At 60.4% G+C, this 22906-nt stretch carries 22 protein-coding genes; 3 read left to right on the plus strand and 19 right to left on the minus strand.

Features of this window, described 5'->3' with window-relative positions; genetic code table 11:
• The first annotated feature begins 39 nt into the window (after positions 1-39).
• Complete coding sequence (locus AB3226_RS07125; RefSeq protein ID WP_367372549.1) at positions 40-618, plus strand: nucleoside triphosphate pyrophosphatase; 579 nt, start codon at positions 40-42, stop codon at positions 616-618.
• 48 nt (positions 619-666) lie between these two features.
• On the opposite strand, the gene sppA is transcribed toward AB3226_RS07125, so the two are convergent.
• From sppA to rluC, 3 genes are read right to left on the minus strand one after another with little or no spacing between them, the layout of a single operon-like run.
• Positions 667-1656: a signal peptide peptidase SppA gene (gene sppA, locus AB3226_RS07130; protein WP_367372550.1), complete on the minus strand. Its 990-nt coding sequence runs from the start codon at positions 1654-1656 to the stop codon at positions 667-669.
• A 26-nt stretch (positions 1657-1682) separates the two neighbouring features.
• The gene (locus AB3226_RS07135) at positions 1683-2345 is read right to left on the minus strand and encodes an HAD-IA family hydrolase (protein ID WP_367372551.1); all 663 of its coding nucleotides are present in this window, start codon (positions 2343-2345) and stop codon (positions 1683-1685) included.
• Positions 2332-3294 carry a 23S rRNA pseudouridine(955/2504/2580) synthase RluC gene (rluC, locus tag AB3226_RS07140; protein WP_367372552.1) on the minus strand — a complete coding sequence of 321 codons (963 nt, stop codon included), beginning with the start codon at positions 3292-3294 and terminating at the stop codon, positions 2332-2334. The genes AB3226_RS07135 and rluC overlap by 14 nt, the downstream gene beginning before the upstream one ends.
• A 701-nt stretch (positions 3295-3995) precedes the next feature.
• On the opposite strand from rluC, the gene rne reads away from it, so the two are divergent.
• Entirely contained in the window at positions 3996-7193 is a 3198-nt protein-coding gene (rne, locus tag AB3226_RS07145; RefSeq protein ID WP_367372553.1) for a ribonuclease E, read from the plus strand.
• 190 nt (positions 7194-7383) lie between these two features.
• On the opposite strand, the gene AB3226_RS07150 is transcribed toward rne, so the two are convergent.
• From AB3226_RS07150 to AB3226_RS07205, 12 genes are all read right to left on the minus strand, one after another.
• Entirely contained in the window at positions 7384-7977 is a 594-nt protein-coding gene (locus tag AB3226_RS07150; RefSeq protein ID WP_367372554.1) for an NTP transferase domain-containing protein, read from the minus strand.
• Complete coding sequence (locus AB3226_RS07155; protein WP_367372555.1) at positions 7974-8957, minus strand: XdhC family protein; 984 nt, start codon at positions 8955-8957, stop codon at positions 7974-7976. The genes AB3226_RS07150 and AB3226_RS07155 overlap by 4 nt, the downstream gene beginning before the upstream one ends.
• Positions 8957-11278 (minus strand): molybdopterin cofactor-binding domain-containing protein, encoded by a 2322-nt coding sequence (locus tag AB3226_RS07160; protein WP_367372556.1) that lies wholly within the window; start codon positions 11276-11278, stop codon positions 8957-8959. Before AB3226_RS07160 ends, AB3226_RS07155 begins: the two co-directional genes overlap by 1 nt.
• Positions 11275-11745, minus strand: a complete 471-nt coding sequence (locus tag AB3226_RS07165) for a (2Fe-2S)-binding protein (protein ID WP_367372557.1) — start codon at positions 11743-11745, stop codon at positions 11275-11277. Before AB3226_RS07165 ends, AB3226_RS07160 begins: the two co-directional genes overlap by 4 nt.
• 236 nt (positions 11746-11981) lie before the next feature.
• Positions 11982-13001, minus strand: a complete 1020-nt coding sequence (gene murB / locus AB3226_RS07170; protein ID WP_367372558.1) for a UDP-N-acetylmuramate dehydrogenase — start codon at positions 12999-13001, stop codon at positions 11982-11984.
• On the minus strand, positions 12998-13462 hold the full coding sequence (locus AB3226_RS07175) for a low molecular weight protein-tyrosine-phosphatase (RefSeq protein ID WP_048395806.1): 465 nt from the start codon (positions 13460-13462) through the stop codon (positions 12998-13000). The genes murB and AB3226_RS07175 overlap by 4 nt, the downstream gene beginning before the upstream one ends.
• Positions 13462-14226 (minus strand): 3-deoxy-manno-octulosonate cytidylyltransferase, encoded by a 765-nt coding sequence (kdsB, locus tag AB3226_RS07180; protein WP_367372559.1) that lies wholly within the window; start codon positions 14224-14226, stop codon positions 13462-13464. The genes AB3226_RS07175 and kdsB overlap by 1 nt, the downstream gene beginning before the upstream one ends.
• Positions 14223-14408, minus strand: coding sequence for a Trm112 family protein (locus tag AB3226_RS07185; RefSeq protein WP_003174668.1), 186 nt, complete (start codon positions 14406-14408; stop codon positions 14223-14225). The genes kdsB and AB3226_RS07185 overlap by 4 nt, the downstream gene beginning before the upstream one ends.
• Before the next feature lie 25 nt (positions 14409-14433).
• The gene (lpxK, locus tag AB3226_RS07190) at positions 14434-15444 is read right to left on the minus strand and encodes a tetraacyldisaccharide 4'-kinase (RefSeq protein ID WP_367372560.1); all 1011 of its coding nucleotides are present in this window, start codon (positions 15442-15444) and stop codon (positions 14434-14436) included.
• The gene (locus AB3226_RS07195; protein ID WP_367372561.1) at positions 15444-15872 is read right to left on the minus strand and encodes an ExbD/TolR family protein; all 429 of its coding nucleotides are present in this window, start codon (positions 15870-15872) and stop codon (positions 15444-15446) included. Before AB3226_RS07195 ends, lpxK begins: the two co-directional genes overlap by 1 nt.
• On the minus strand, positions 15869-16504 hold the full coding sequence (locus tag AB3226_RS07200; protein ID WP_367372562.1) for a MotA/TolQ/ExbB proton channel family protein: 636 nt from the start codon (positions 16502-16504) through the stop codon (positions 15869-15871). The genes AB3226_RS07195 and AB3226_RS07200 overlap by 4 nt, the downstream gene beginning before the upstream one ends.
• Positions 16505-16600: 96 nt before the next feature.
• Positions 16601-18835, minus strand: a complete 2235-nt coding sequence (locus AB3226_RS07205; protein ID WP_367372563.1) for a DNA internalization-related competence protein ComEC/Rec2 — start codon at positions 18833-18835, stop codon at positions 16601-16603.
• Between the two features lie 136 nt (positions 18836-18971).
• On the opposite strand from AB3226_RS07205, the gene AB3226_RS07210 reads away from it, so the two are divergent.
• Positions 18972-19487: a DUF2062 domain-containing protein gene (locus tag AB3226_RS07210; protein WP_367372564.1), complete on the plus strand. Its 516-nt coding sequence runs from the start codon at positions 18972-18974 to the stop codon at positions 19485-19487.
• A 170-nt stretch (positions 19488-19657) separates the two neighbouring features.
• Here the strand turns inward: AB3226_RS07210 and AB3226_RS07215 are convergent, their stop codons facing one another.
• The 4 genes from AB3226_RS07215 to AB3226_RS07230 all read right to left on the minus strand — a co-directional run bounded on the left by AB3226_RS07215 (position 19658) and on the right by AB3226_RS07230 (position 22826).
• Positions 19658-20437 carry an ABC transporter permease gene (locus tag AB3226_RS07215; RefSeq protein WP_367372565.1) on the minus strand — a complete coding sequence of 260 codons (780 nt, stop codon included), beginning with the start codon at positions 20435-20437 and terminating at the stop codon, positions 19658-19660.
• Positions 20434-21366 (minus strand): ABC transporter ATP-binding protein, encoded by a 933-nt coding sequence (locus AB3226_RS07220; protein WP_367372566.1) that lies wholly within the window; start codon positions 21364-21366, stop codon positions 20434-20436. Before AB3226_RS07220 ends, AB3226_RS07215 begins: the two co-directional genes overlap by 4 nt.
• A gap of 133 nt (positions 21367-21499) precedes the next feature.
• Positions 21500-22123 carry a glutathione S-transferase family protein gene (locus AB3226_RS07225; RefSeq protein ID WP_367372567.1) on the minus strand — a complete coding sequence of 208 codons (624 nt, stop codon included), beginning with the start codon at positions 22121-22123 and terminating at the stop codon, positions 21500-21502.
• Between the two features lie 43 nt (positions 22124-22166).
• The gene (locus AB3226_RS07230; RefSeq protein WP_367372568.1) at positions 22167-22826 is read right to left on the minus strand and encodes a transglutaminase family protein; all 660 of its coding nucleotides are present in this window, start codon (positions 22824-22826) and stop codon (positions 22167-22169) included.
• Positions 22827-22906 lie beyond the last annotated feature (80 nt).

Here is a 22906-nt window from a genome sequence, read left to right on the forward strand (position 1 = left end):
AGCCTCGCTAGAATTCGCGCCTGCTCTTTGGAGATGCGCATGCTGCCTTTATTACTCGCTTCAAGCTCGACCTATCGCCGGGAATTGCTGGCCCGCTTGCAGCTGCCGTTCACCTGCAGCTCGCCGGATATCGACGAAAGCCATCGCCCCGACGAGTCAGCCGCCGAACTGGTAAAGCGCCTCGCCGAAGAAAAAGCCCGCGCACTTGCCGGCAGTCATCCAGCCCATCTGATCATCGGCTCGGATCAGGTCGCCGTACTCGGCGAGCGGATTATCGGCAAACCTCACACTTTCGAAAAGGCCCGCGAACAACTGCTGGCATCCAGCGGCGCCAGCGTGACCTTCCTGACCGGCCTGGCAGTGCTCAATAGCCAGACCGGCCACTGCCAGGTCGACTGCGTGCCCTTTACCGTACACATGCGCACACTCGACGCAGCGCGCATCGAACGCTACCTGCGCGCCGAACAGCCCTATGACTGCGCTGGCAGCTTCAAGGCCGAAGGTTTGGGGGTGAGCCTGTTTCAAAGCACCGAAGGCCCTGACGCCACCAGCCTGATCGGCCTGCCGTTGATTCGCTTGATCGATATGCTGTTGGTTGAAGGTGTACAAATACCCTGAAGACAAAAAACCGACCACGCAGGTCGGTTTCTGTATGCATCCAGGCAATCAGCGCAACGACGGACCCTGAAAGCCCATCCACATCGCCAAATGCTCAGCCACACTGGCGCCGAGCTTTTTCGAGAAGCGATCGAATGGCGATTCCTCAACAGTGAAATCCACCAGTTCTTTCTCGCCGATCACATCACGCGCAACCGAACTGGCATTGCCCAGACCATCGATCAAGCCCAGCGACAGCGCCTGCTCGCCGGACCAGACCAGCCCGGAGAACAGCTCCGGATGATCTTTATCCTTCAGACGATCACCACGGCCCTTCTTGACGCTGCTGATGAACTGCTGATGAGTGGTATCGAGTACGCTCTGCCAGAACTGGGTTTCCGCGGGCTTCTGCGGCTGGAACGGATCAAGGAATGATTTGTGCTCGCCAGAGGTGTAGGTACGACGCTCGACACCCAACTTCTCCATGGTCCCGACAAAACCGTAACCGGCCGCCGTCACACCAATGGAACCCACCAGGCTCGCCTTGTCGGCGTAGATCTGATCCGCCGCGCTAGCAATGTAATAGGCACCGGAAGCGCCCAGATCCGAGATCACCGCATAAACCTTGGTATCCGGATTCAAGCCGCGCAAACGACGGATCTCGTCGTAGACATAACCCGACTGCACCGGACTACCGCCCGGGCTGTTGATCCGCAGAATCACACCCTTGACCTTCTTGTCCTCGAAGGCTGCACGCAGACTGCCGACGATATTGTCGGCACTGGCCGGCTCTTTGTCGGCAATCATACCCGTCACATCGATCAGCGCCGTGTAGCCAGAGCCGAGGCTCGCGCCTTTCTCCATGCCTATCAGCGGCGATAACAGAATCAACGCGCCGAGCAGGTACAAAAAAGTCAGCGACTTGAAGAATATTCCCCAGCGACGGGACCGGCGCTGCTCCTGCACACCAGCCAGCAGGGTTTTTTCCAGCAGCTTCCAGCTTTTCTCGTCACCGCTTTCCGCACTCGCCTTGGCGGGCGCCTTCCATTCGTCGGTCATGCCATGTACCCCAGCAAAAAAACCAATTAGACCCGCTGATTCAGCCAGGCGTGCAACTCTGAAAAACAATCAATGGCCAGTCTCGGCTCAAATAGCTTCAAGGCGTCGATCGATTGAGCGCCATAGCTGACCGCCACTGAGTCCATGCCCGCATTACGCGCCATCTGCAGGTCGAACGACGAATCGCCGACCATCAGCGCCTGCTCCGGACGAACCTCGCAATGGGCGAGAATCTGCTCAAGCATCAGCGGATGCGGCTTACTGGCGGTTTCGTCAGCAGCACGAGTGATATCGAAATAATCTTCCCAGCCGTGAGACTTAAGCACCCGATCCAGCCCACGACGAGCCTTGCCGGTCGCCACTGCCAGATGATACCCCTCGACACGAAACGCTTCGAGAGACTCGATAACGCCCTCAAACAGTGGCGAAGGCACGGCCTCCGCCGCAATGTAGTGATCCGCATAGTGCTGACGGAATGCCATTAGCTCGGCGTCGCCAATCTCGGGATACAGCGTGCGAATCGCTTCCGGCAAGCCCAGACCGATAATGCCTTTGACAGCAAAATCATCACGCAACTGAAAACCGGACCGCTCGGATGCAACATGCATCGCCTCGACAATCCGACCAATGGAGTCAGCGAGCGTGCCGTCCCAATCGAAAATCAGCAGCTTGTAATCAGTAGGGCGCACTCAATCGCTCCACGGTTTTGGCCCACATCTCGTCGACCGGCGCCTGCAACTTGAGCTCGCCACCATCAGGCAGCGGCACGGTCAACATGTAGGCATGCAGGAACAGGCGCTTGCCACCCAGATCACGAATCTCTTTGCTGAAGCCCTCATCGCCGTACTTGGTATCACCAGCGATGCAATGCCCCGCATGCAGAGTATGGACGCGAATCTGGTGAGTGCGGCCGGTGATCGGCTTGGCTTCGATCAAGGTCGCGAAGTCGCCAAAACGACGCAGGACCTTGAACACGGTCACAGACTCCTTGCCCTCCTCCTCGTCGACCTCGACCATGCGCTCGCCGGAGCGCAGATTGCTCTTGCCGAGCGACGCCCGGACTTGCTTGATCGAGGCCGCCCAGTTGCCACGGACCAGCGCCATATAGCGCTTATCGACGCCATCGCCGCGCAATGCCGTGTGCAAGTGGCGCAACATGCTGCGCTTCTTGGCGATCATCAACAGGCCGGACGTATCACGGTCGAGACGGTGAACCAGTTCGAGCTCTTTGCAATCGGGACGCAACTGACGAAAGGCTTCGATCACCCCGTAAGTCAGGCCGCTGCCGCCATGAACCGCAATGCCGCAAGGCTTGTTGATCACGATCAGCGCCTTGTCTTCGTAGACAATCGAGGCCTCGAGCCGCTGCAACAAACCCTGGGCCAATGGCACAGGCTCGTCACGCTCAGGCACGCGAACCGGCGGCACGCGCACGATATCGCCCGCCTGCAGCTTGTATTCGGGCTTGATCCGACCTTTGTTCACCCGCACTTCGCCCTTGCGCAAAATGCGGTAAATCAAGGTCTTGGGCACGCCTTTGAGCCGAGCGAGAAGGAAGTTATCAATACGTTGGCCGGCATATTCCGGCGAGACCTCCAGCAGTTGTACGGCTGGGGTCGAAGGGGCAGTAGTTGTCATGGCGTGGATGATAACAATTTTTTATGGAATTGAAGCACTTAATCATTGCTGCTATAGTCGCGAACGCCGCCAAAAGCGGCCTGGACAGCGGAACAACGGTCAAAAACCGGCCCTGACCAACGCAATTCACCAGGACGCGAGGCCGTCCTACGGGGCTTTCGCTACGTAACGGTGGAGTTTGCAGTTGTAACGAGCGCAGGTGACATAAGGCCTGAATCATGCCGCAAAGCAGAGTTTTCACTCGCCTTCCGAGCAAATATTCACGGCCAGTTCACAAAGTGCAGTCAGCTGCGAACGACCCCGAGCGAACGCTTCGGAAACACCGCCTAAATTAGCCATGATGCGTGACTTCCCCTTTCGGAGCTCACGGTAAATGCCAACCCGCTGCGGATTCTGCGCGCGGCAGCACCCGAATTATCAGGGATACGTGTAGGGTGGAGATGCACAACCGCTGGACTGTGTAGCAATAGGCTTTATCAAGACGCTTCATCTCGTCCACAGCCGCCGGTTGATTCCTCCTCCTGACTGAGTGCTTAAGTAGCCACAGCAAGCAGGACGCGTACGTCGCGATGAAGGCCCACATTGGCCGGACCTCGCTGGACACGGGAATGGCCAACCACTCCCGACGCACCTGACACCGACCATGAGAAGTCGTGTGTGCCGAACGCCGTTTCCGGCAGCCCGGAAACCGACGGTACTACATGAAAAGAATGCTGATTAACGCAACTCAACCCGAAGAGTTGCGTGTTGCACTGGTAGATGGCCAGCGCCTCTACGACCTGGACATCGAATCCGGTGCACGCGAGCAGAAGAAGGCCAACATCTATAAAGGCCGGATTACTCGCATCGAACCAAGCCTTGAGGCTGCCTTTGTCGATTTCGGCTCTGAGCGCCATGGCTTCCTGCCCCTCAAAGAAATCTCCCGCGAATACTTCAAGAAAGCCCCCGAAGGCCGCGTCAACATCAAGGACGTCCTGAGCGAAGGCCAGGAAGTCATCGTTCAGGTCGAAAAAGAAGAACGTGGCAACAAGGGCGCCGCCCTGACCACCTTCATCAGCCTGGCCGGTCGTTACCTGGTTCTGATGCCGAACAACCCGCGTGCCGGCGGTATCTCCCGTCGCATCGAAGGTGAAGAGCGCAACGAACTGCGTGAAGCCCTGAACGGTCTGGTTGCCCCGGCCGACATGGGTCTGATCGTTCGTACTGCCGGCCTTGGCCGCAGCAGCGAAGAAATGCAGTGGGACCTCGACTACCTGCTGCAACTCTGGACCGCCATCAAAGAAGCTTCGCTGGATCGTTCCGCGCCGTTCCTGATCTACCAGGAAAGCAACGTGATCATCCGCGCCATCCGCGATTACCTGCGCCAGGACATCGGCGAAGTGCTGATCGACAGCGTTGAAGCCCAGGACGAAGCCCTGACCTTCATCCGCCAGGTGATGCCGCAGTACGCCAGCAAAATCAAACTGTACGAAGACAGCGTTCCGCTGTTCAACCGTTTCCAGATCGAAAGCCAGATCGAAACCGCTTTCCAGCGCGTCGTCGAACTGCCTTCCGGCGGCTCCATCGTTATCGATCCGACCGAAGCCCTGGTGTCCATCGACATCAACTCGGCGCGCGCCACCAAAGGCAGCGACATCGAAGAAACCGCCCTGCAGACCAACCTTGAAGCTGCCGAAGAAATCGCCCGTCAGTTGCGCTTGCGCGACATCGGCGGCCTGATCGTCATCGACTTCATCGACATGACCCCTGCCAAGAACCAGCGCGCCGTGGAAGAGAAAGTCCGCGAATGCCTGGAAGCCGACCGCGCTCGCGTGCAAGTCGGTCGCATCTCGCGCTTCGGCCTGCTGGAAATGTCCCGTCAGCGCCTGCGTCCATCGCTGGGCGAAAGCAGCGGCATCGTCTGCCCGCGTTGCAACGGCACCGGCATCATCCGTGACGTTGAATCGCTGTCGCTGGCGATCCTGCGCCTGATCGAAGAAGAAGCCCTGAAAGACCGCACCGCCGAAGTTCGCGCACAAGTGCCGATTCCGGTTGCAGCTTTCCTGCTCAACGAAAAACGCAACTCGATCACCAAGATCGAACTGCGCACCCGTGCCCGCATCGTCATTCTGCCGAACGATCACCTCGAAACGCCGCACTTCGAAGTTCAGCGTCTGCGCGATGACAGCCCGGAAGCCAGCATCAACCAGTCCAGCTACGAAATCGCCGCTGCCGCTGCCGAAGTCGAAGAAGTCCAGCCAGCCGCCGCGACCCGCACCCTGGTTCGCCAGGAAGCCGCGGTCAAGACCGCTCCGGCCCGTGCCAACGCGCCGGTTCCGACCGAAGTCGCCGCTGCTCCGGTGGCTGCACCAGTTGCCGTAGCCCCAGAGCCAAGCCTGTTCAAAGGCCTGGTGAAGTCTCTGGTAAGCCTGTTTGCAACCAAGGAAGAGCCTGCTGCGCCGGTTGTGGTTGAAAAGCCAGCCACCGAACGCCCTGCTCGCAACGAAGAGCGTCGTAACGGCCGTCAGCAGAGCCGCAACCGTAACGGTCGCCGCGATGAAGAGCGCAAGCCTCGTGAGGAACGTGCACCGCGTGAAGAACGCGCACCACGTGAGCCACGCGAAGCCCGCGAAGAAGCTCCAGTAGTTGCCCAGGAACGCGCTCCGCGTGAAGAGCGCGCACCACGCGCCCCTCGTGAAGAACGTGCACCGCGCGCCCCGCGTGAAGATCGCAAGCCACGTGGCGAGCGTGAAGAACGTCCGGTTCGTGAACTGCGCGAGCCTCTGGATGCCGCTCCGGCCGCCGCTGCCAACGCTGAAGAGCGTCCAGCCCGTCAGCCGCGTGAAGAACGTGCTCCACGCCCACCGCGTGAAGAACGTCAGCCACGTACCGAGCCAGCCGCTGCTGCCGTTGCTGAAGAAGAGTTGACCACCAACGAAGAGCAACTGCAGGAAGACGGTCAGGAAGGCGCCGAAGGCGATCGTCCACGCCGCCGCTCCCGTGGCCAGCGTCGTCGCAGCAACCGTCGTGAGCGTCAACGCGATGCCAACGGCAACGTGATCGAAGGTTCGGAAGAGTCCGAATCGGCTGAAAACGCCGAAGTGCCAAGCGCTGCCGATCTGGCCGCCGGCCTGGCTGTTACCGCAGCCGTTGCCAGCTCCGTGATCAGCGCACCTGCTGAAGCACAAGCCAACGAGCAAGCTGAACGCGCCACTGCCGCCACGCAGGAAACCGCTCCGGTTGAAGCTCCAGTGGTTGAAGCGACCACGCCGGTGGAAGTCACTGCTTCTCCGGAAATCGAAGTGGCACCGGTTCGCGAGGCCCAGCCTGAAGTTGAAGCTGCCGCTGAGCCGGCCGTCGTCGCTGAACCGGTAGTTGCTGCAGAGCCTGTGGTTGAAGCGCCGGCTGAACCGGCCCGTGAAGTTCGCGAAGAACAAACCGCGTTCAACTGGGTCGCCGAGCCACCTGTAGCGGTCGAAGCTCCAGCGCCAGTCGCTGAAGCCCCGGTTGCTGAAGCCATGGTCTCCGAGCCAGTGGTTGCTGCTGCCGAGCCTGCTCCAGCAGTTGTTGAAGCGTCGGTTGTTGCCGAAGAGGCTGCACCGGTGGCCGAAGCCGCCCCTGCCAGCGCTCTGACCCCAAGTGGCCGTGCGCCGAACGACCCCCGTGAAGTACGTCGTCGCAAGCGTGAAGAAGAGCGTCTGCAGAAGGAAGCCGAATTGGCTGCCACTGCTGCTCCGGCCGCCGTTGAGCCAGCACCGGTTGTTGCTGAAGTTGTCGAGGCAGCCCCTGCCCCGGTCGCTGAAGTCGATGCCGAGCCAGTTGAATCGGTGATCGACGAAGCACCGCGCTCCGTTCAGGAAGCGGTAGAGCAACACGAGCAAGCCCAGGAAAAAGAGCACGAGCCTAAACCTCTCGTCTGATTCCATCGGGTACTAAAAAGCCCCGCCTGGTGATCCAGGCGGGGCTTTTTTTATGTCCGTTGTAACGCCGGAAAACCGCGTTACCGTTCATCGCGGGCAAGCCACGCTCCCACAGGTTTTGTGTCGTTCAGAAAAGATTATGCTAGACGCAAAACCTGTGGGAGCGTGGCTTGCCCGCGATGGCGGTGTGTCAGGCAAATACTAATGCATCAGGCACATCCACATCCCACAACACACCCGGATCCTGCACCACCACCTCAACCACCCTCGCCTGTGCGAACAGCGACTTGGCGCCGTGATCACCGGACAACGCCATCAACCCTGGACCAAAGCTTCGCCCGAACCCCACCGGATGCCCATATTGCCCCTCATGCACCGGCACGCTGATGGCATCCTCGGCAATATTCGCAACAACCTGTTCAATGCTCGACGGCAAGATAAACGGCATATCCCCCAGCATGATCAGCCAGCCACCGAGTTGCGAGCACGCCGCCACACCCGCCGCAATGCTGTCGCCCAGACCGGTCGACTCGATCCGCACAATCTCGCAACCATAGGCCTGAGCCATGCGAATCACTTGCGGGCGATCCGCCGTGGTCACCAGCACGCGCTTCTCAAGCGCGGCCGGCAGATTCACCAGCACCTGCTCGATCATCGAATGCACGGTGACGCCGTCACGACCGGTGCAGTCCACCAGCAGCTTGTCCTTGTCATCACCCGCTACCTGTCGAAACCGACTGCCCTGCCCCGCGGCCACTACGATAACGCCGATGGGGTCGCTCATACGCCCTCCTGCAACGGCCTCTTCTGTTTCAGCTCGACGCCGTTCTTGATCGCCACAATTTCGGCCAGCAGCGACAAGGCGATTTCCGCCGGTGTATGGCTGCCGATGTGCAAACCGATCGGGCCGTGCAACCGCTCGATGGCCTGTTGTGACAAGCCTAGCTGAGCCAGATTGTCCCGGCGCTTCTGGCTGTTAACTCGCGAACCCAGTGCACCGACATAAAACGCCTTGGAGTCGAGCGCCGTGAGCAGCGCCATGTCATCCAGCCGTGGATCGTGGGTCAGCGCGACAATGGCCGTGCGCTCGTCGGTCTGGATGCTCAGCACCGCTTCGTCGGGCATGCCCGGGACGAAGCGACCGTGTTGCTCTTCCCAGCCGTAGACGAACTCGGTGCGCGGATCGCAGATCAGCACTTCGAAATCCAGCAGTCGGGCCATTTCGGCAACGTACCGCGACAATTGGCCAGCACCGATCAGCAACAGCCGCCAGCGCGGACCATAAATGGCGCGCAAGGCCTGGCCGTCGAACACCAACGCATCCGTCTTGTTCGCCGACTGCAAAACCACTTCACCGGTCGCCAGATTCAGCTCACGCGCCACGATTTCATGGGCCTCGCAGCGCGTCAGCAATTCGGCAACCCACGCCGGATCGCCGACGCGCTCTTCGGTCAGGCGCAATGTGCCGCCGCACGGCAAACCAAACCGTGCGGCCTCCTCCCGGGTGACGCCATAGGTAATCAATTGCACCGGCGGCCCATCGGCCGGGATACGGCCATCGTGCAGCCGGGCAATCAGGTCATCCTCGACGCAGCCACCGGACACCGAGCCAATCACCACGCCGTCTTCACGCAAAGCCAGCATGGCACCAGGTGCCCGGGGCGCGGTGCCCCAGGTCTGGACCACGCTGTACAACATCACCCGCTGACCGGCGCGACGCCATTCCAGCACGCTGCGCAGGACATTCAGGTCGACGCTGTCCATCAGGCTTGCGCCTTCTGCCAGCCTTGCAGTTGATAACGCACGGGCAGGTTACGAATGCGCTTGCCGGTGGCGGCGAAGATCGCGTTGCACAGCGCTGGCGCAATCGGCGGCACGCCCGGCTCACCGACCCCGCCCAATGGCACATCGCCCGGTGGCGTGACCAGATGCACGGCGACTTCCTTCGGCGCCAGGGACATGCGCGCCACCTCGTACATGTGGAAATTGTCCTGCTGGACCTTGCCGTCCTTGAAGCTGATTTCCCCCAACACCGCGTTGCCCAGGCCCATGACGCAGGCGCCTTCGAACTGCGAGCGAATACGCTCGGGGTTGATCTGCGGGCCGCAATCCACGGCGATATCGGCTTTGTGCACGATCAACGTGCCATCGTCTTTGACTTCCACCTCGATCACCGCCGCCACATAAGTGACAAAACTATAGTGCACCGCCAGGCCCAAGCCTCGTCCCTTGGGCAACTCACGCCCCCAACCGGCCGCTTTGGCGGCGGTTTCCAGCACGGTGCGCATCCGTGCGGTATCGATTGGATAACGCTCGGGAGATTCGCCGTAGTTCCACTCTTCACTCAAGGTGCGCGGATCGATCGATCTGTCCGGGCCGAGCAGTTTGATCTGGTATTTGAGCGGATCCTGGCCAGCCTTGTGGGCCAGTTCATCGACAAAGCTCTGAATCGCAAAACCGTGGGGAATGTTAGACACCGAGCGATACCAGCCGACCCGGGTATGGACCGCCGCTTCAGGATTTTCCAGACGCACGTTGGGGATCGCGTAAGCCATGTTGGTAAAGCCCATGCCCAGCTCGAAAGCCGCCTCATGGTTCATCCCCGGCGCGAACAGCGCGGTGATACTTGGCGCCACTGTGCGGTGCAGCCAGCCGGACGGCAGGCCGTCCTTGTTCAGGCTGGCCTTCAGGTATTCGGCCGACACGGTGTGGAAATAGGAGTTGTGGATGTCATCTTCACGGGTCCATTGCACCCGCACTGCCTTGTCCGGGAACTCCTTGGCCAGGATCGCCGCTTCAACGACGAAGTCCGGTTTGGATTTGCGCCCGAAACCGCCGCCGAGCAAGGTGACGTTGAGCGTGACGTTATCGAATGGAATGCCGAGGCGCTCACCGATCCGTTCACGGGTGACTTGCGGGGCCTGGCTTGGGGCCCACGCTTCGCATACGCCTTCCTTGAAGCGGGCGATAGCGACCATCGGTTCCATTGGCGATTGCGCCAGGTGCGGCAGGTAGTAAGAGGCTTCGAGGGTGCTGTCGGCGCTGCTCATGGCCTGGTCGATGCCGCCGGTATTGCGCACCACTTTGCCGGGCTTGAGGGACGCGGCTTCGAGTTCCTTGCGGTAGGCGATCGAGTCATAACTGGCGTTGGGGCCGTCATCCCACTCGATTTTCAGCGCCTCGCGGCCCTTGATCGCTGCCCAGGTATTGCTGGCTACCACGGCCACACCGCCCAGAGGCTGAAACTCTGACGGCAATGGACGGCTTTCGATTTGCAGAACCTTGATCACGCCCGGGACTTTCATCGCGGCGCTGGCATCGAAGGATTTGACCTTGCCGCCGTAGACCGCTGGACGCGCGATGGTAGCGAATAGCATGCCCTCGAAGTGCACATCGGCGCCGTAGACCGCGCGACCATTGACGATGTCCGCACCGTCGATGGCCTTGGTGCCTTCCTTGCCGATGTAACGAAATTCCGAGGGCTGCTTGAGCCGCAGACTGTCGCGGGCCGGCACCGCCAGTGCACCGGCAGCAGCGGCCAAGGCGCCGTAGCCCAGTTCACGACCGGTCGGTTGGTGAATGACTTTATGCAGCTGCGCACGGCACTCGCTGACCGGCACTTTCCACTGCGCGGCGGCGGCTTGCTCAAGCATGGTCCGCGCGGCAGCACCGCAACGGCGCATCGGCTCGTACCAGTGACGCATGCTGCGCGAACCGTCGGTGTCCTGGTTGCCGAAACGCACTTCGTCGCCCGGCGCCTGTTGCACTTTGACCAGCGCCCAATCGGCCTCCAGTTCATCGGCCACTACCATGGTCAGGCTGGTGCGCACGCCCTGGCCCATTTCCGAGCGGTTGCAAACCACGGTCACGCTGCCATCGGCGGCAATGCTGACGTAAACCTTAGGATCATCGATCCAGCCGTTGGGCATGCCGTCAGCGCCGAACTTCTTGTCTTTCTCGGCGGCAAGCGCGTCCTGCCAGCCCCAACTGGCTGCCAGCACCAGCGCACTGGTGGCGCCCACGCCTTTGAGGAAACCGCGGCGGCTGAGGTTGCTCAGCGCAAAGTCATTGGGTAGCTGGCTCATGCCTTGGCCTCCTTCAGGTGAGTGGATGCCTGGCGGATGGCGGTCTTGATCCGGTTGTAGGTGCCGCAACGGCAAATGTTGCCGACCATCGCCTCTTCAATCTGCTCGTCGCTGGGGTTCGGGTTGGTTTTCAGCAATGCGGTGGCCGACATGATCTGCCCGCCCTGGCAGTAACCGCACTGGGCCACGGCGCTGTCGAGCCAGGCTTGCTGGACGACTTTGCCAACCGGGTCAGCGTGCAGGTTATCGATGGTGGTGATGTTCTGGCCAACTACCGAGCCGATTGGCGTGATGCAACTGCGCGCAGGCGCGCCGTCGATATGTATGGTGCAGGCGCCACACAGGCCCATGCCGCAGCCGAATTTGGTGCCGTTGTAACCGGCCACGTCACGGATCGCCCAGAGCAGCGGCATGTCCTCGGTGACATCGAGTTGATGATCTTGTCCATTGAGTTTCAGGGTAATCATGGGCACGCCCGCATAGTTATAGAGGTTATGGGGTCGAGCAATCTGCCGCGTGGGTTCCTTCACGCAGATCGACTCAGGCTAATGGGCTCTCTTATGCGGACGGCAACGTCTGCACCGGGCCTTTGGTGGAGCAAATGCTTGCATCGTTAGGTCGCTAAGTTAACTCAGCATTAACAAAAAAGCCCTGCACATCTGAAGATGTGCAGGGCTTTGGAATCAGCCGTGAAAGCGTAGCCTCAATACCGATTGGGCTCCATTTCCAGGTCGACGTGGAAACGTTCTGAAATGTCTTTCTGGATGCGTTGCGCCAGATTCAACAATTGCAGGCCCGTTGCGGTGCCGTAGTTGACCAGCACCAGTGCCTGTAATTTATGCACACCGGCATCACCGTCGCGAAAGCCTTTCCAGCCGGCCCGTTCGATCAGCCAGCCCGCCGCCAGTTTCATTTGCCCGTCAGGTTGCGCGTAGGCCACCAAGTCCGGGTATTCAACTTTTAGCTGTGCGACCAATGCCGCTGGCACCAAGGGGTTCTTGAAGAAGCTGCCGGCATTGCCGAGCACCGCCGGGTCCGGGAGTTTTTCGTTGCGAATGCTGCATATGGCCTGGCTGACATCGGTAGGCGTCGGGTGATCAATGCCCAGCGACGTCAGGCGCTGGCGAACCGGCCCGTATTCCAGGTGCAGGTGCGCGGTACGCGTGAGGGTGAAACGCACCCGCAGGATCAACCAACGCCCCGGCTCCTGTTTGAACAGGCTGTCACGGTAGGCAAAGTTGCACTCGGCCAGCGTGAAGTCCCGCAACTCGCCGGTTTGCCGATCAAGGGCCGTCAGGCCGGCAAAAACGTCTTTTATCTCGACGCCGTAAGCGCCGATATTCTGCATCGGTGCCGCGCCCACAGTGCCGGGAATCAGGCTGAGGTTTTCCAGCCCCGACAACCCTTGCGCCAAGGTGTGTTGCACAAACGGATGCCACGGCTCGCCCGCCTCGGCTTCGATCACCACCTGGTTGCCGTCATCGCTCAGTAGGCGAATCCCCCGCGTGGCCATGCGCAGCACCAGTGCCTGGACATCAGCGGTCAGCAGCAAATTGCTGCCACCACCGATCACCAGCACGAGCACATCATGCTCCACCCCGTACGTCAGGGCTTCGCGCACGTCGGCATCGCTATGGGCCTCGGCAAACAGCCGGGCCTGAACATCCACGCCAAAGCTGTTGAACGGCTTGAGCGATACCAGCGGATGTACCTGCAAACTCATAACCGGCCCTTCAATTCGATTACCAGCAGATCGCTGGCGCGCTCGATCAGGTCCAGTACCTGTTCGAAACCCTGGTCGCTGTCGTGATAAGGATCCGGCACTTCATCGATTTCCGACTGGAAGCGACGCAGGAACAGGTCCAGCTCGGCCTTGCCCTTGGCCGGTTGCAGGGCCTTGAGGTGACGCAGGTTGCTGTTGTCCATCGCCAGAATCAGGTCGTAGGTGGCGAAATCGGCGCGGCTGACTTGCTGAGCGCGCTGGGCGGACAAGTCGTAGCCGCGCAGTTTCGCCGCGGCCTGGCTGCGCTTGTCCGGGGGCTTGCCGACGTGCCAGTCACCGGTGCCAGCGGAAGCCACCTCGACTTGATCGGCCAGCCCCGCCTCACGCAGTTTGTGCCGCAACACGCCTTCGGCCGTGGGGGAACGGCAGATATTGCCCAGGCAGACGAACAGAACCCGCATCAGGCCTCCAGCAAGCGACGAACGCGCTCGAGGTCTTCAAGGGTATCGACACCGGTGGGCGGCGCGATCAGCGCATCGGCAACGTGAATCCGTACACCGTGCCAGAGCGCCCGCAGTTGCTCCAGAGACTCGGTGTTTTCCAGCCAGCACGGGCCCCAAGTGACGAAGTCATGCAGAAAACCGGCGCGATAGGCATAAATGCCGATGTGGCGGCGATACGGCACCCCTTCCGGCAATTGCTCGCGGCTCTTGGCGAACGCGTCGCGAGCCCACGGCAAGGTGGCACGACTGAACGTCAGCGCCAGGCCATTGAGGTCGCTGACCACCTTGACCACGTTGGGATTGAACAGGGTTTCCACGTCTTCGATCGGCTCGGCCAGGGTGGCCATGCGCGCTTCGGTGTGGGCAGCCAGGTTAGCGGCGACCTGATCGATCACGCTCGGTGGAATCAATGGCTCGTCGCCCTGAACGTTGACCACGATAGCGTCCGGGGCCAGGCCCAGTTTCGCCGCGACTTCGGCCAGACGGTCAGTGCCGGAATTGTGGTCTTCGCGAGTCAGCACCACTTCGGCGCCAAAGCTTTTGCAGGCCTCAATGATACGCACATCGTCGGTGGCCACAACTACGCGCTGAGCGCTGCTTTTGCTCGCCTGTTCCCAGACGTGCTGGATCATCGGCTTGCCGGCGATCAGCAGCAGAGGTTTGCCCGGCAGACGGGTGGAGGCATAGCGCGATGGAATGACAACGGTAAAGGCTGTGGTCATTTATCCAGACGCTCGTCAGTGGTCAGGGTGCGCGCTTCACTTTCGAGCATCACCGGGATGCCGTCGCGAATCGGGTATGCGAGGCCAGCGCCCTTGCTGATCAGCTCGGTTTTGTCGGCGCTGAGCTTGAGCGGACCTTTGCAGATCGGGCAAGCGAGAATATCGAGCAATTTGGTGTCCATGAACATTCCCTGGATAGAAACGGAGTTAAGGCAAAAGACGAGCCGGCAACAGGCGTATCAGCTGCGTATCGAACCAGGCCACGAAGGCCGGCGATGGCGCAGCATCGACCGCCAGGTACCACCAATCGGCTGCGGCGAAGGCACGGCACTTCACCGCGTCCTTTTCCGTCATCACCACTGGCAATGACGGTGTGAAATTCAAGGCCTGCACGCTGTACTCCGCGTGGTCGGCAAATGCATGCGGCACTGGCCGCCAGTGTAGCGTTTCGAGGGTCGTGAAGAAACGCTGGGGATTGCCAATCCCGGCGACGGCGTGAAGGGCCTGGCCTGCGGGGAAGTGGTCGAGAGGCCGGCGTTCGCCGCTTTGCAGATTGACCAGCGCGGTGGGTTGCAGCTGGAAGGCAAAACCGTCGATGCGGTCGGCCGCGGCGCCGTTATAAAGCACCGCATCGACGCTTTGCAGACGCTCGATCGGTTCGCGCAACGGCCCGGCCGGCAGGCAACGCTGGTTGCCCAGCCCCCGGGCGGCATCGATCAGCACCAGTTCCAGGTGCCGGGCCAGCCGATAATGCTGCATGCCGTCGTCAGAGAGGATCAGGTCCAGCGGCTCACTCGCCAGCAAGGCTTTGACTGCACTGCTGCGGTCCGGGTCGATCATCAGCGGCACGCCGGTGCGCTGGACGATCAATAACGGTTCATCACCCGCCACGTCCGCGCTTTGATCCGCCTTGACCCGCCACGGCAATTGCGCAGGTTTGGCGCCGTAACCACGGCTGACCACGCCGACCCGCAGCCCGCTGCGCTGGCAATGCTCGATCATCCACAGAATCAGCGGCGTCTTGCCGGTACCGCCGACCGTGATGTTGCCGACCACAATCAACGGCACCGGCGGTTGGTAGATCTCGCCCTCGCCGGCCAAAAAGCGCTCGCGCTTGCCGGTGACCACGCGCCGATACAGCCATTCCAGAGGCTGCAACAGCTTCAGCGCCGGATGGCCTTCGTACCACGCAGCGAGCAATCGATCGGACATGGCCATCAGGACGCCGGCGCCGCCTCGACAGTGGTCATGCGCAAGTGACTGAAGCCGAGCTTGCCGGCAGCGTCCATCGCAGTGATGACGGACTGATGGGGGGTCTTGCCATCGGCGCTGATGGACAATGGCAAGTTGGTGTCGCCATTGGATTCTTTCTGCAGCGCTTCCATCAGGCTGGTCAGGTCATTCTTCGGCAACAACTGGTTGTTCACGGAGAACGCACCTTCGGCGCTGATGGCGATGTCCAGTTGCTTGGCCTGCTGGTCCTCGGCCGGGGAACCGCTGACCGCTTCCGGCAGGTCGACGCGCAACTGGGTTTCACGGGTGAAGGTGGTGGTCACAACGAAAAACAGCAGCAGGATAAACACCACGTCGATCAACGACGCGAGGTTGATGTCTATCGTTTCCCGTGGTTTACGACGGAATTTCACGCTTTACCCTCAGCCAGATCCACGTCGCGGTCACCCTGCACTACCTCGACCAGCTTGATCGCTTCCTGCTCCATGCCCACCACCAGTTCATCGATCCGGCGTTGCAGGAAACGGTGGAAGAACACGGCCGGGATACCGACCATCAGACCGGCGGCGGTGGTGATCAGCGCTTTGGAAATACCACCGGCCAATACGGCGGCATTGGTGCCCATGCCCGTGCCCATGAACGCACTGAAAATATCGATCATGCCCAGCACCGTACCCAGCAGCCCCAACAATGGGGCCATGGCGGCGATGGTGCCGAGGGCGTTGATGTAGCGCTCGAGCTCATGAATCACCCGCGCTGCGGCCTCTTCGATGCACTCTTTCATGATCTCGCGACCATGCCTGGAGTTCGCCAGACCGGCGGCCAGGATCTCGCCCAACGGAGAGTTGGCGCGCAGTTCCTTGAGTTTTTCTTTATTGAGTTGTTTGTCCTTGATCCAGACCCAGACTTGCCCGAGCAAATGCTCCGGGGTCACGCGGCTGGCACGCAGGGTCCACAGACGCTCGGCGACGATCGCCATGGCGGCGATGGAACTCAGAATGATCGGCAGCATCATCCAGCCGCCGGATTTGACCAATTCCCACACAGTGACAGTCCCCTCGAAAAGTGCGCCACTCTAACATAGGGGGTGGACGCACCGAAGACCGCGATGTCGCATCCGGTCGGGCTTCAATAGTTCGGGTTACTGGCTGGAGGGTGGCGGACCGCGCCAGAAGCGCCGTTCTTGAAGCATCGTCCACGGCGGCTTGAAGCGTCCCAGTTGCAGACGAATGGCACCTTGTTCGGCGCTGTCATAGATCACCACACCGCGCTTTTGATACCGCGCCACGATTGTGGGATGGGGATGACCGAAAGAATTGCCGTTACCACGGGAGATCAACACCGCTTTAGGTTGCAAGGCGCTGAGCAATGCCATCGAAGACGAACTGCGACTGCCATGGTGCGGGGCCTGCAACCAATCCGTCGGCACCGCCAATGGACCGTCGAGCAGCGCCCGTTCGGCTGCGGCATCGATGTCACCGGTCAGCAGCAATCGCTCGCCGTTGGCCTCGATCTGCAACACGCAGGATTTCTGATTGCTGTCGCTGGCAGACGGCCACTGCCAGAGTTGAAACTTCACCCCGTCCCAAGTCCATTGCTGACCGCTCTCGCAGCCCTCGGCGTGCAATTCGTCTGGCAAGCCCAAGTGATCGCCACTCAGTACTTGCTTCACCGGTATTCCATTGGCAATTGCACGCGCACCGCCGGCGTGATCGGCATCGGCATGGCTGATCAGCATCAGATCGAGGCCGTTCACCCCCAGTTTGCGCAATGACGGCAGCACCACCCGCTCACCCAGGTCGATATCGCCGAACCGTGGCCCGGCGTCATACAGCAAGGTGTGATGGCGGGTACGCACCAGGATTGCCAAACCCTGACCGACATCCAACTGCCAGACCTCGGCCATGCCTTCAGGCAATGTGTGCCGGGGCGGAAAAACCAGTAACAGCAACATCGGCCAACCCAACGGGCGCAACGGCACGCCTTGCGGCAATAACAGCAGAAAGGCTCCCAACATGCCGAGCGCCCATACCCACAACGGGACCGCCACCGGCACCCACGCAGGCAATTGCCCGGCTATCAACGCCAACCCCTTGAACAGAAGGTCGATCAGACCGCCGGCCAACCATAGCAATCCTTCGCCCACATAAGGAACGGGCAACAACAGTGTCCCGAGCAAGGCCGGCGGCAGGACCACCAGACTGATCCAGGGCACCGCCAGCAAATTGGCCAGCGGCCCGCTGAGACTGATCGGCAACCCCAGCACCAACAGCAGCGGGCACAGACCGATCGCGATCAGCCATTGGGCGCGAGTCCAGGTTTGCCACCAGCGCCACGCCCCCAATCGTCCGCCAAAAGTGAAAATCAGCACCGCTACCGCCGCAAAGGACAACCAGAAACCCGGTTGCAGGCTCGCCAACGGGTCCAGCAGCAAAACACCGTCAAGCGCCAGCAACAGCGGCCACCATGCGCCGAGGTGACGAAACCGTAGTCGCCACAACAGCACCAGACCGATCATCAGGCAGGCCCGCCGCACCGGCACTTCGAAGCCGGCCAGCAGCCCATAACCGAGCGCCGCCGCGAACGCCAGTCCGCACGCCCATGGCAGCCACGGCAAACGCTTGGGCCATAAGCCGTAACGCGCCAACCCGGCAATCAACAGATACACCACTCCCGCCAGCAAACCGATGTGCTGCCCGGAAATCACCAATAGATGCACGGTGCCGGTGTCTTGCAGCACCTGCCAGTCCTCACGACTCAACCCGGCGCCATCCCCCAGCACCAACGCCGTCAGCGCCCCCGTTCGCCCTTGGGCATCCACGGCCTGCAAACGCTGACGGATGCTGTCACGCCAGGCCCACTGCGCTTCCATCAGTCGCTGGCCATCTTTGACGGTGCCGGTGGCGCCGATGTGCCGGGCCAGTAACCAGGCGTCGTAATCGAACGCATGCGGATTGAGCAACCCGACGGGACGCTTCAATTTCACGGCCAGTCGCCAACGCTCGCCGCCGTTGACGGGCGGCCCGCCATACCAGGCCAGGCGCAGGTGCCGAGGCAGTCTGGTGCGACGCGACTGACTGTCCGTCAGTTCAAAACGCACCACATTCTCGGCCTGTTGCGGTAACCCGGTCACACGACCTTCGACCCAGCGAGTCTCGCCATCAAGATTCAGCGCCAGGCGATCATTCAGCGCCCACTGTGCATTGGCGCCCGCCCAACTCAAACCGAACAACAAAAATGCCAGGGGAAAGGTGCGAAACGGCAGCAACATCAATCCCACTGTCGGCAGCAACAGCCACCACCCCGCCGGCGGTAATACCGGTAAAAAGCGCAGGGCCAGCAGACCCAACGCCAGCGCCATCATCCCTGTGCGCATAAGCCCGTCCTTGAGAGTCCCCTCCCTAGGCTTAGCCGGTCCGCCGCACGTCTGTCGTTATCAATTGTCACAAAGTCTGAATGGGCGGTTCGTAGAATCCAGACATACTTGCCGCCTGAACCGACCGAGAAGCCTTATGCCCCGGCGCTTATTCAAACGTTACATGCCAGATCCGACCAGCATCAGGGAACACAAATCCTTACGCTTTCTCGGCACCCTGCTGCATGACCCGAACCTCTGGCACCTCAATCGCCACTCCGTCGCACGGGCCATGGCGGTCGGTTTGTTCGCGGCGTTCCTGCCCATCCCGTTGCAGATGCTGTTGGCGGCCATCCTTGCGATTGTGGTGCGCGGCAACATGCCGATTGCCGTCAGCCTGGTCTGGCTGACCAACCCGATCACCATGCCGGCGGTGTTCTTCTGCACTTACCAGACCGGTGCCTGGTTGATGGATGTTCCCGCCCGCAGCCTGCCGGATGAGTTGACCTGGGAATGGATCAGCGGCGAACTCTCGACGCTGTGGCAGCCGTTTTTGCTTGGTTCGGTGGTGACGGGGCTGGTGCTGGGCGCCCTCGCTTATTGCCTGACCATGATGTACTGGCGCTGGTGGGTTGGGCGGCAGTGGAAGCGGCGTAAGCAAAGTCGAATGTGAGTAAGCAAAACGGCCTCCAATGCGGAGGCCGTTTTTTTTGCGGTGTCTGGGCTGACGTCATCGCGGGCAAGCCCGCTCCCACAGGGATCTGTGTCGTTCACAAATAATGTGGCCAACTCAAATTCACTGTGGGAGCGGGCTTGCTCGCGAAGCAGGCGACTCGGTCTTCCTTAGGTACGCATCCCGCGACCACTCACCAGCAACCGCGCACAACCGATATACAGCACAACGGTCGCAATGAGCATGAAGGCGATCGCCACGCTGATCTTGATATCCGACACACCGAGGATGCCGTAACGGAAAGCGTTGACCATGTGCAACACCGGGTTGGCCAGCGACACGGTCTGCCAGAATGGTGGCAACAAACTGATCGAGTAGAACACCCCGCCCAGGTACGTCAACGGCGTCAGCACGAATGTCGGGATGATCGAAATATCATCGAAGTTGCGCGCAAATACCGCGTTGATGAAACCCAGCAGCGAGAAGATCGTCGCCGTCAGCACCACCACCAGAACGGTCACGCCCAAGTGATGCACCTGTAAATGAGTGAAAAACAGCGACAGCAGGGTCACGATGATCCCGACCATCAACCCGCGCAGCACGCCACCCAGGGTATAGCCGATCAGAATCGTATGCGGTGACACCGGCGACACCATCAATTCTTCGATGGAACGCTGGAACTTGCTGCCAAAAAAGCTCGACACCACGTTGCCGTAGGAGTTGGTGATCACCGACATCATGATCAGCCCCGGCACGATGTACTCCATGTAGGTGAAACCACCCATGTCACCGATCTGCCGGCCAATCAGATTGCCGAAGATCACGAAGTACAGAACCATGGTGATGGCCGGCGGCAGCAGCGTCTGCGGCCAGATCCGGGTGAAGCGCTTGACCTCACGGTAGACGATGGTATTGAGGGCAACGAGGTTAGGTTGCAGCTCGGAACTCATACCGCCACCTTCGACAGATTCTTCTCCACCAGGGACACGAACAACTCCTCGAGGCGATTGGTTTTGTTACGCAGGCTCAACACTTCGATGTTCTGCTGCGCCAATTGGGTGAACAGCGCGGTAATGCCCATGGCCTTGTCGACCTGAACTTCCAGGGTATGGCTGTCGATCAGTTTGGTTGGGTAGCCGAGCAACTGTGGGGCTACTTGCAACGTGTTCTTCATATCCAGCAGGAAGGTTTCGACATGCAGTTGGCTGAGCAACTGTTTCATGCTGGTGTTCTCGACAATGGTGCCGTGGTCGATGATGCCGATGTTGCGGCACAACTGCTCAGCCTCTTCCAGATAGTGGGTGGTGAGGATGATGGTGATGCCTTTTTTGTTCAGTTCGGTGAGGAAGGTCCACATCGAGCGACGCAATTCGATGTCTACCCCCGCCGTCGGTTCGTCGAGGATCAGCAGGCGCGGTTCGTGAACCAGCGCACGGGCGATCATCAGTCGGCGCTTCATGCCGCCGGACAGGGAGCGCGACGGCACATCGCGCTTGTCCCACAGGCCCAATTGGGTCAGGTACTGCTCGGCACGTTCCTTGGCGATTTTCGGCGGAATGCCGTAGTAACCGGCCTGGGTCACGACAATGTCGAAGGTTTTTTCGAACTGGTTGAAGTTGAATTCCTGAGGCACCACGCCGATGGAGCGCTTGAGTTGCGCAGGATTCTTGTCCAGGTCGTGACCGAAGATGTTCACGGTGCCGCTGGTCTTGTTTACCAGGGTCGAGAGAATGCCGATGGTCGTGGATTTGCCGGCGCCGTTGGGGCCGAGCAAGGCGAAAAAGTCACCTTCGGCGACGTCCAGATCGATACCACTCAAGGCCTGGAAACCGTTGCCGTAGGTTTTGGTTAGCTGCCGGATGGACAGAGCGGAACTCATATCGGATTTACGCACCAAGAAGGGAAGAAAGGAATAAATAAGGGCGGGCGGCGAGCAATGCAACCGCGGCGCACGAGCGCAATGGTGCTTGTCGCTGCCGCACAAGTACAGTCAAGCGTGTCGATAGTGAGTATTAAGTCAACGCGGTCATGACGGCTTTGCGATATGCCGGACGCTGTTTCAGGCGCTCGTACCAGGCCTGCAGATGAGGCTGCGGCGCACGCTCGATCGGCATCTCGAACCAGGCATAAATGAAACTGCCCAGGGGAATGTCGCCCATGCCGATTTCATCGCCGGACAGGTACGGTTTGGCCGCCAACGCTTGATCGGCCATCGACAGCAGACCGTCGCATTCCTTGATCGCAGCCTTGATGGCCGGCCAGTCCTGCTGGTCTTCCGGGGTGCGCAATACGCCCCAGAACACCGTGCGGAACGGGGTGGCAAAACTTGAGGTGGTCCAGTCCATCCACTTTTCGGCAGAGGCGCGGGCCTGCAGGTCTGTCGGGTACCAGGCAGTACCACTGGCATGCCGGGCCATCAGATAACGGACGATGGTGTTGGATTCCCACAGCACAAAACCGTCGTCTTCAATCACCGGCACACGGCCGTTGGGATTCATCGCGCGGTACTCAGGCGTGTCGACCACGCCAAAGGCCCCGCCGGCGTCGATGGCTTCATAGGTCAGGCCCAGTTCTTCGGCGGCCCATAACGGCTTCCTGACATTCGACGAATTTTTCCGACCCCAGATCTTCAGCATGACCGCCCCTTTTTGGATGAATGCGCAGGCAGCATACGCCGGATCAGGCGCGACTCAAATCGCTCTGCATGTCACCCAGCAGCACCGGCAGTTGCTCGCTGAACAGGTGCGGATAGCACTTTTCCAGGTGTTCGAAAAAGAACGCTTCAGGCACATCGGTGAACTGGCCGTGATCGATCAAGTACTCCATCAACTGCTCACCGTCACGATTGAAGGGGTGGAACACGCTGTCGTTGATCCCATCGAACTCCAGCGGCGCGACATTGAACAGTTCGCAGAGTTGTTGATTGAACGCTGGGGTGGCTTTGACCCAACGATCGTTCAGATACAACTCGGTATAACCGTGCATGGCAAATACATCGCTTTTGAGCAACTCGAGTAGACGCGGCGTCGACAGGTGATTACGCACATCCGCCAGACCGATACGCGCCGGGATCCCGCAATGCCGGGCTGCACCTGCCAGCAGCGTGGCCTTGGGCACGCAATAACTCTCCCCCGCCGCCAGCGCATAGCTGCCGCGCAAGGTCTCTGGATCGCGACTGAAGGTGTAAGGGTTGTAGCGCACGGCCTCGCGCACCGCGTAATAGAGATTGATTGCCTGTTCCAGTGGATCGCGCCCGGCGCCACGATGTTTTTCGGCGAACTCCACCACCGAGGGGTGGTCACTATCGATGAAGCGGCCGGGGCTCAGACATGCGTGCATGGGAACAATCTCCTGGGGGAAGACACGAGTCTAGCGACAGCTTCAGCACAGAGATAACGACGTTTCGGCCAAATGTCAGC

The sequence above is a fragment of the Pseudomonas lini genome (genome assembly GCF_964063345.1).
Classification (GTDB): Bacteria; Pseudomonadota; Gammaproteobacteria; order Pseudomonadales; family Pseudomonadaceae; genus Aquipseudomonas; species Aquipseudomonas lini_B.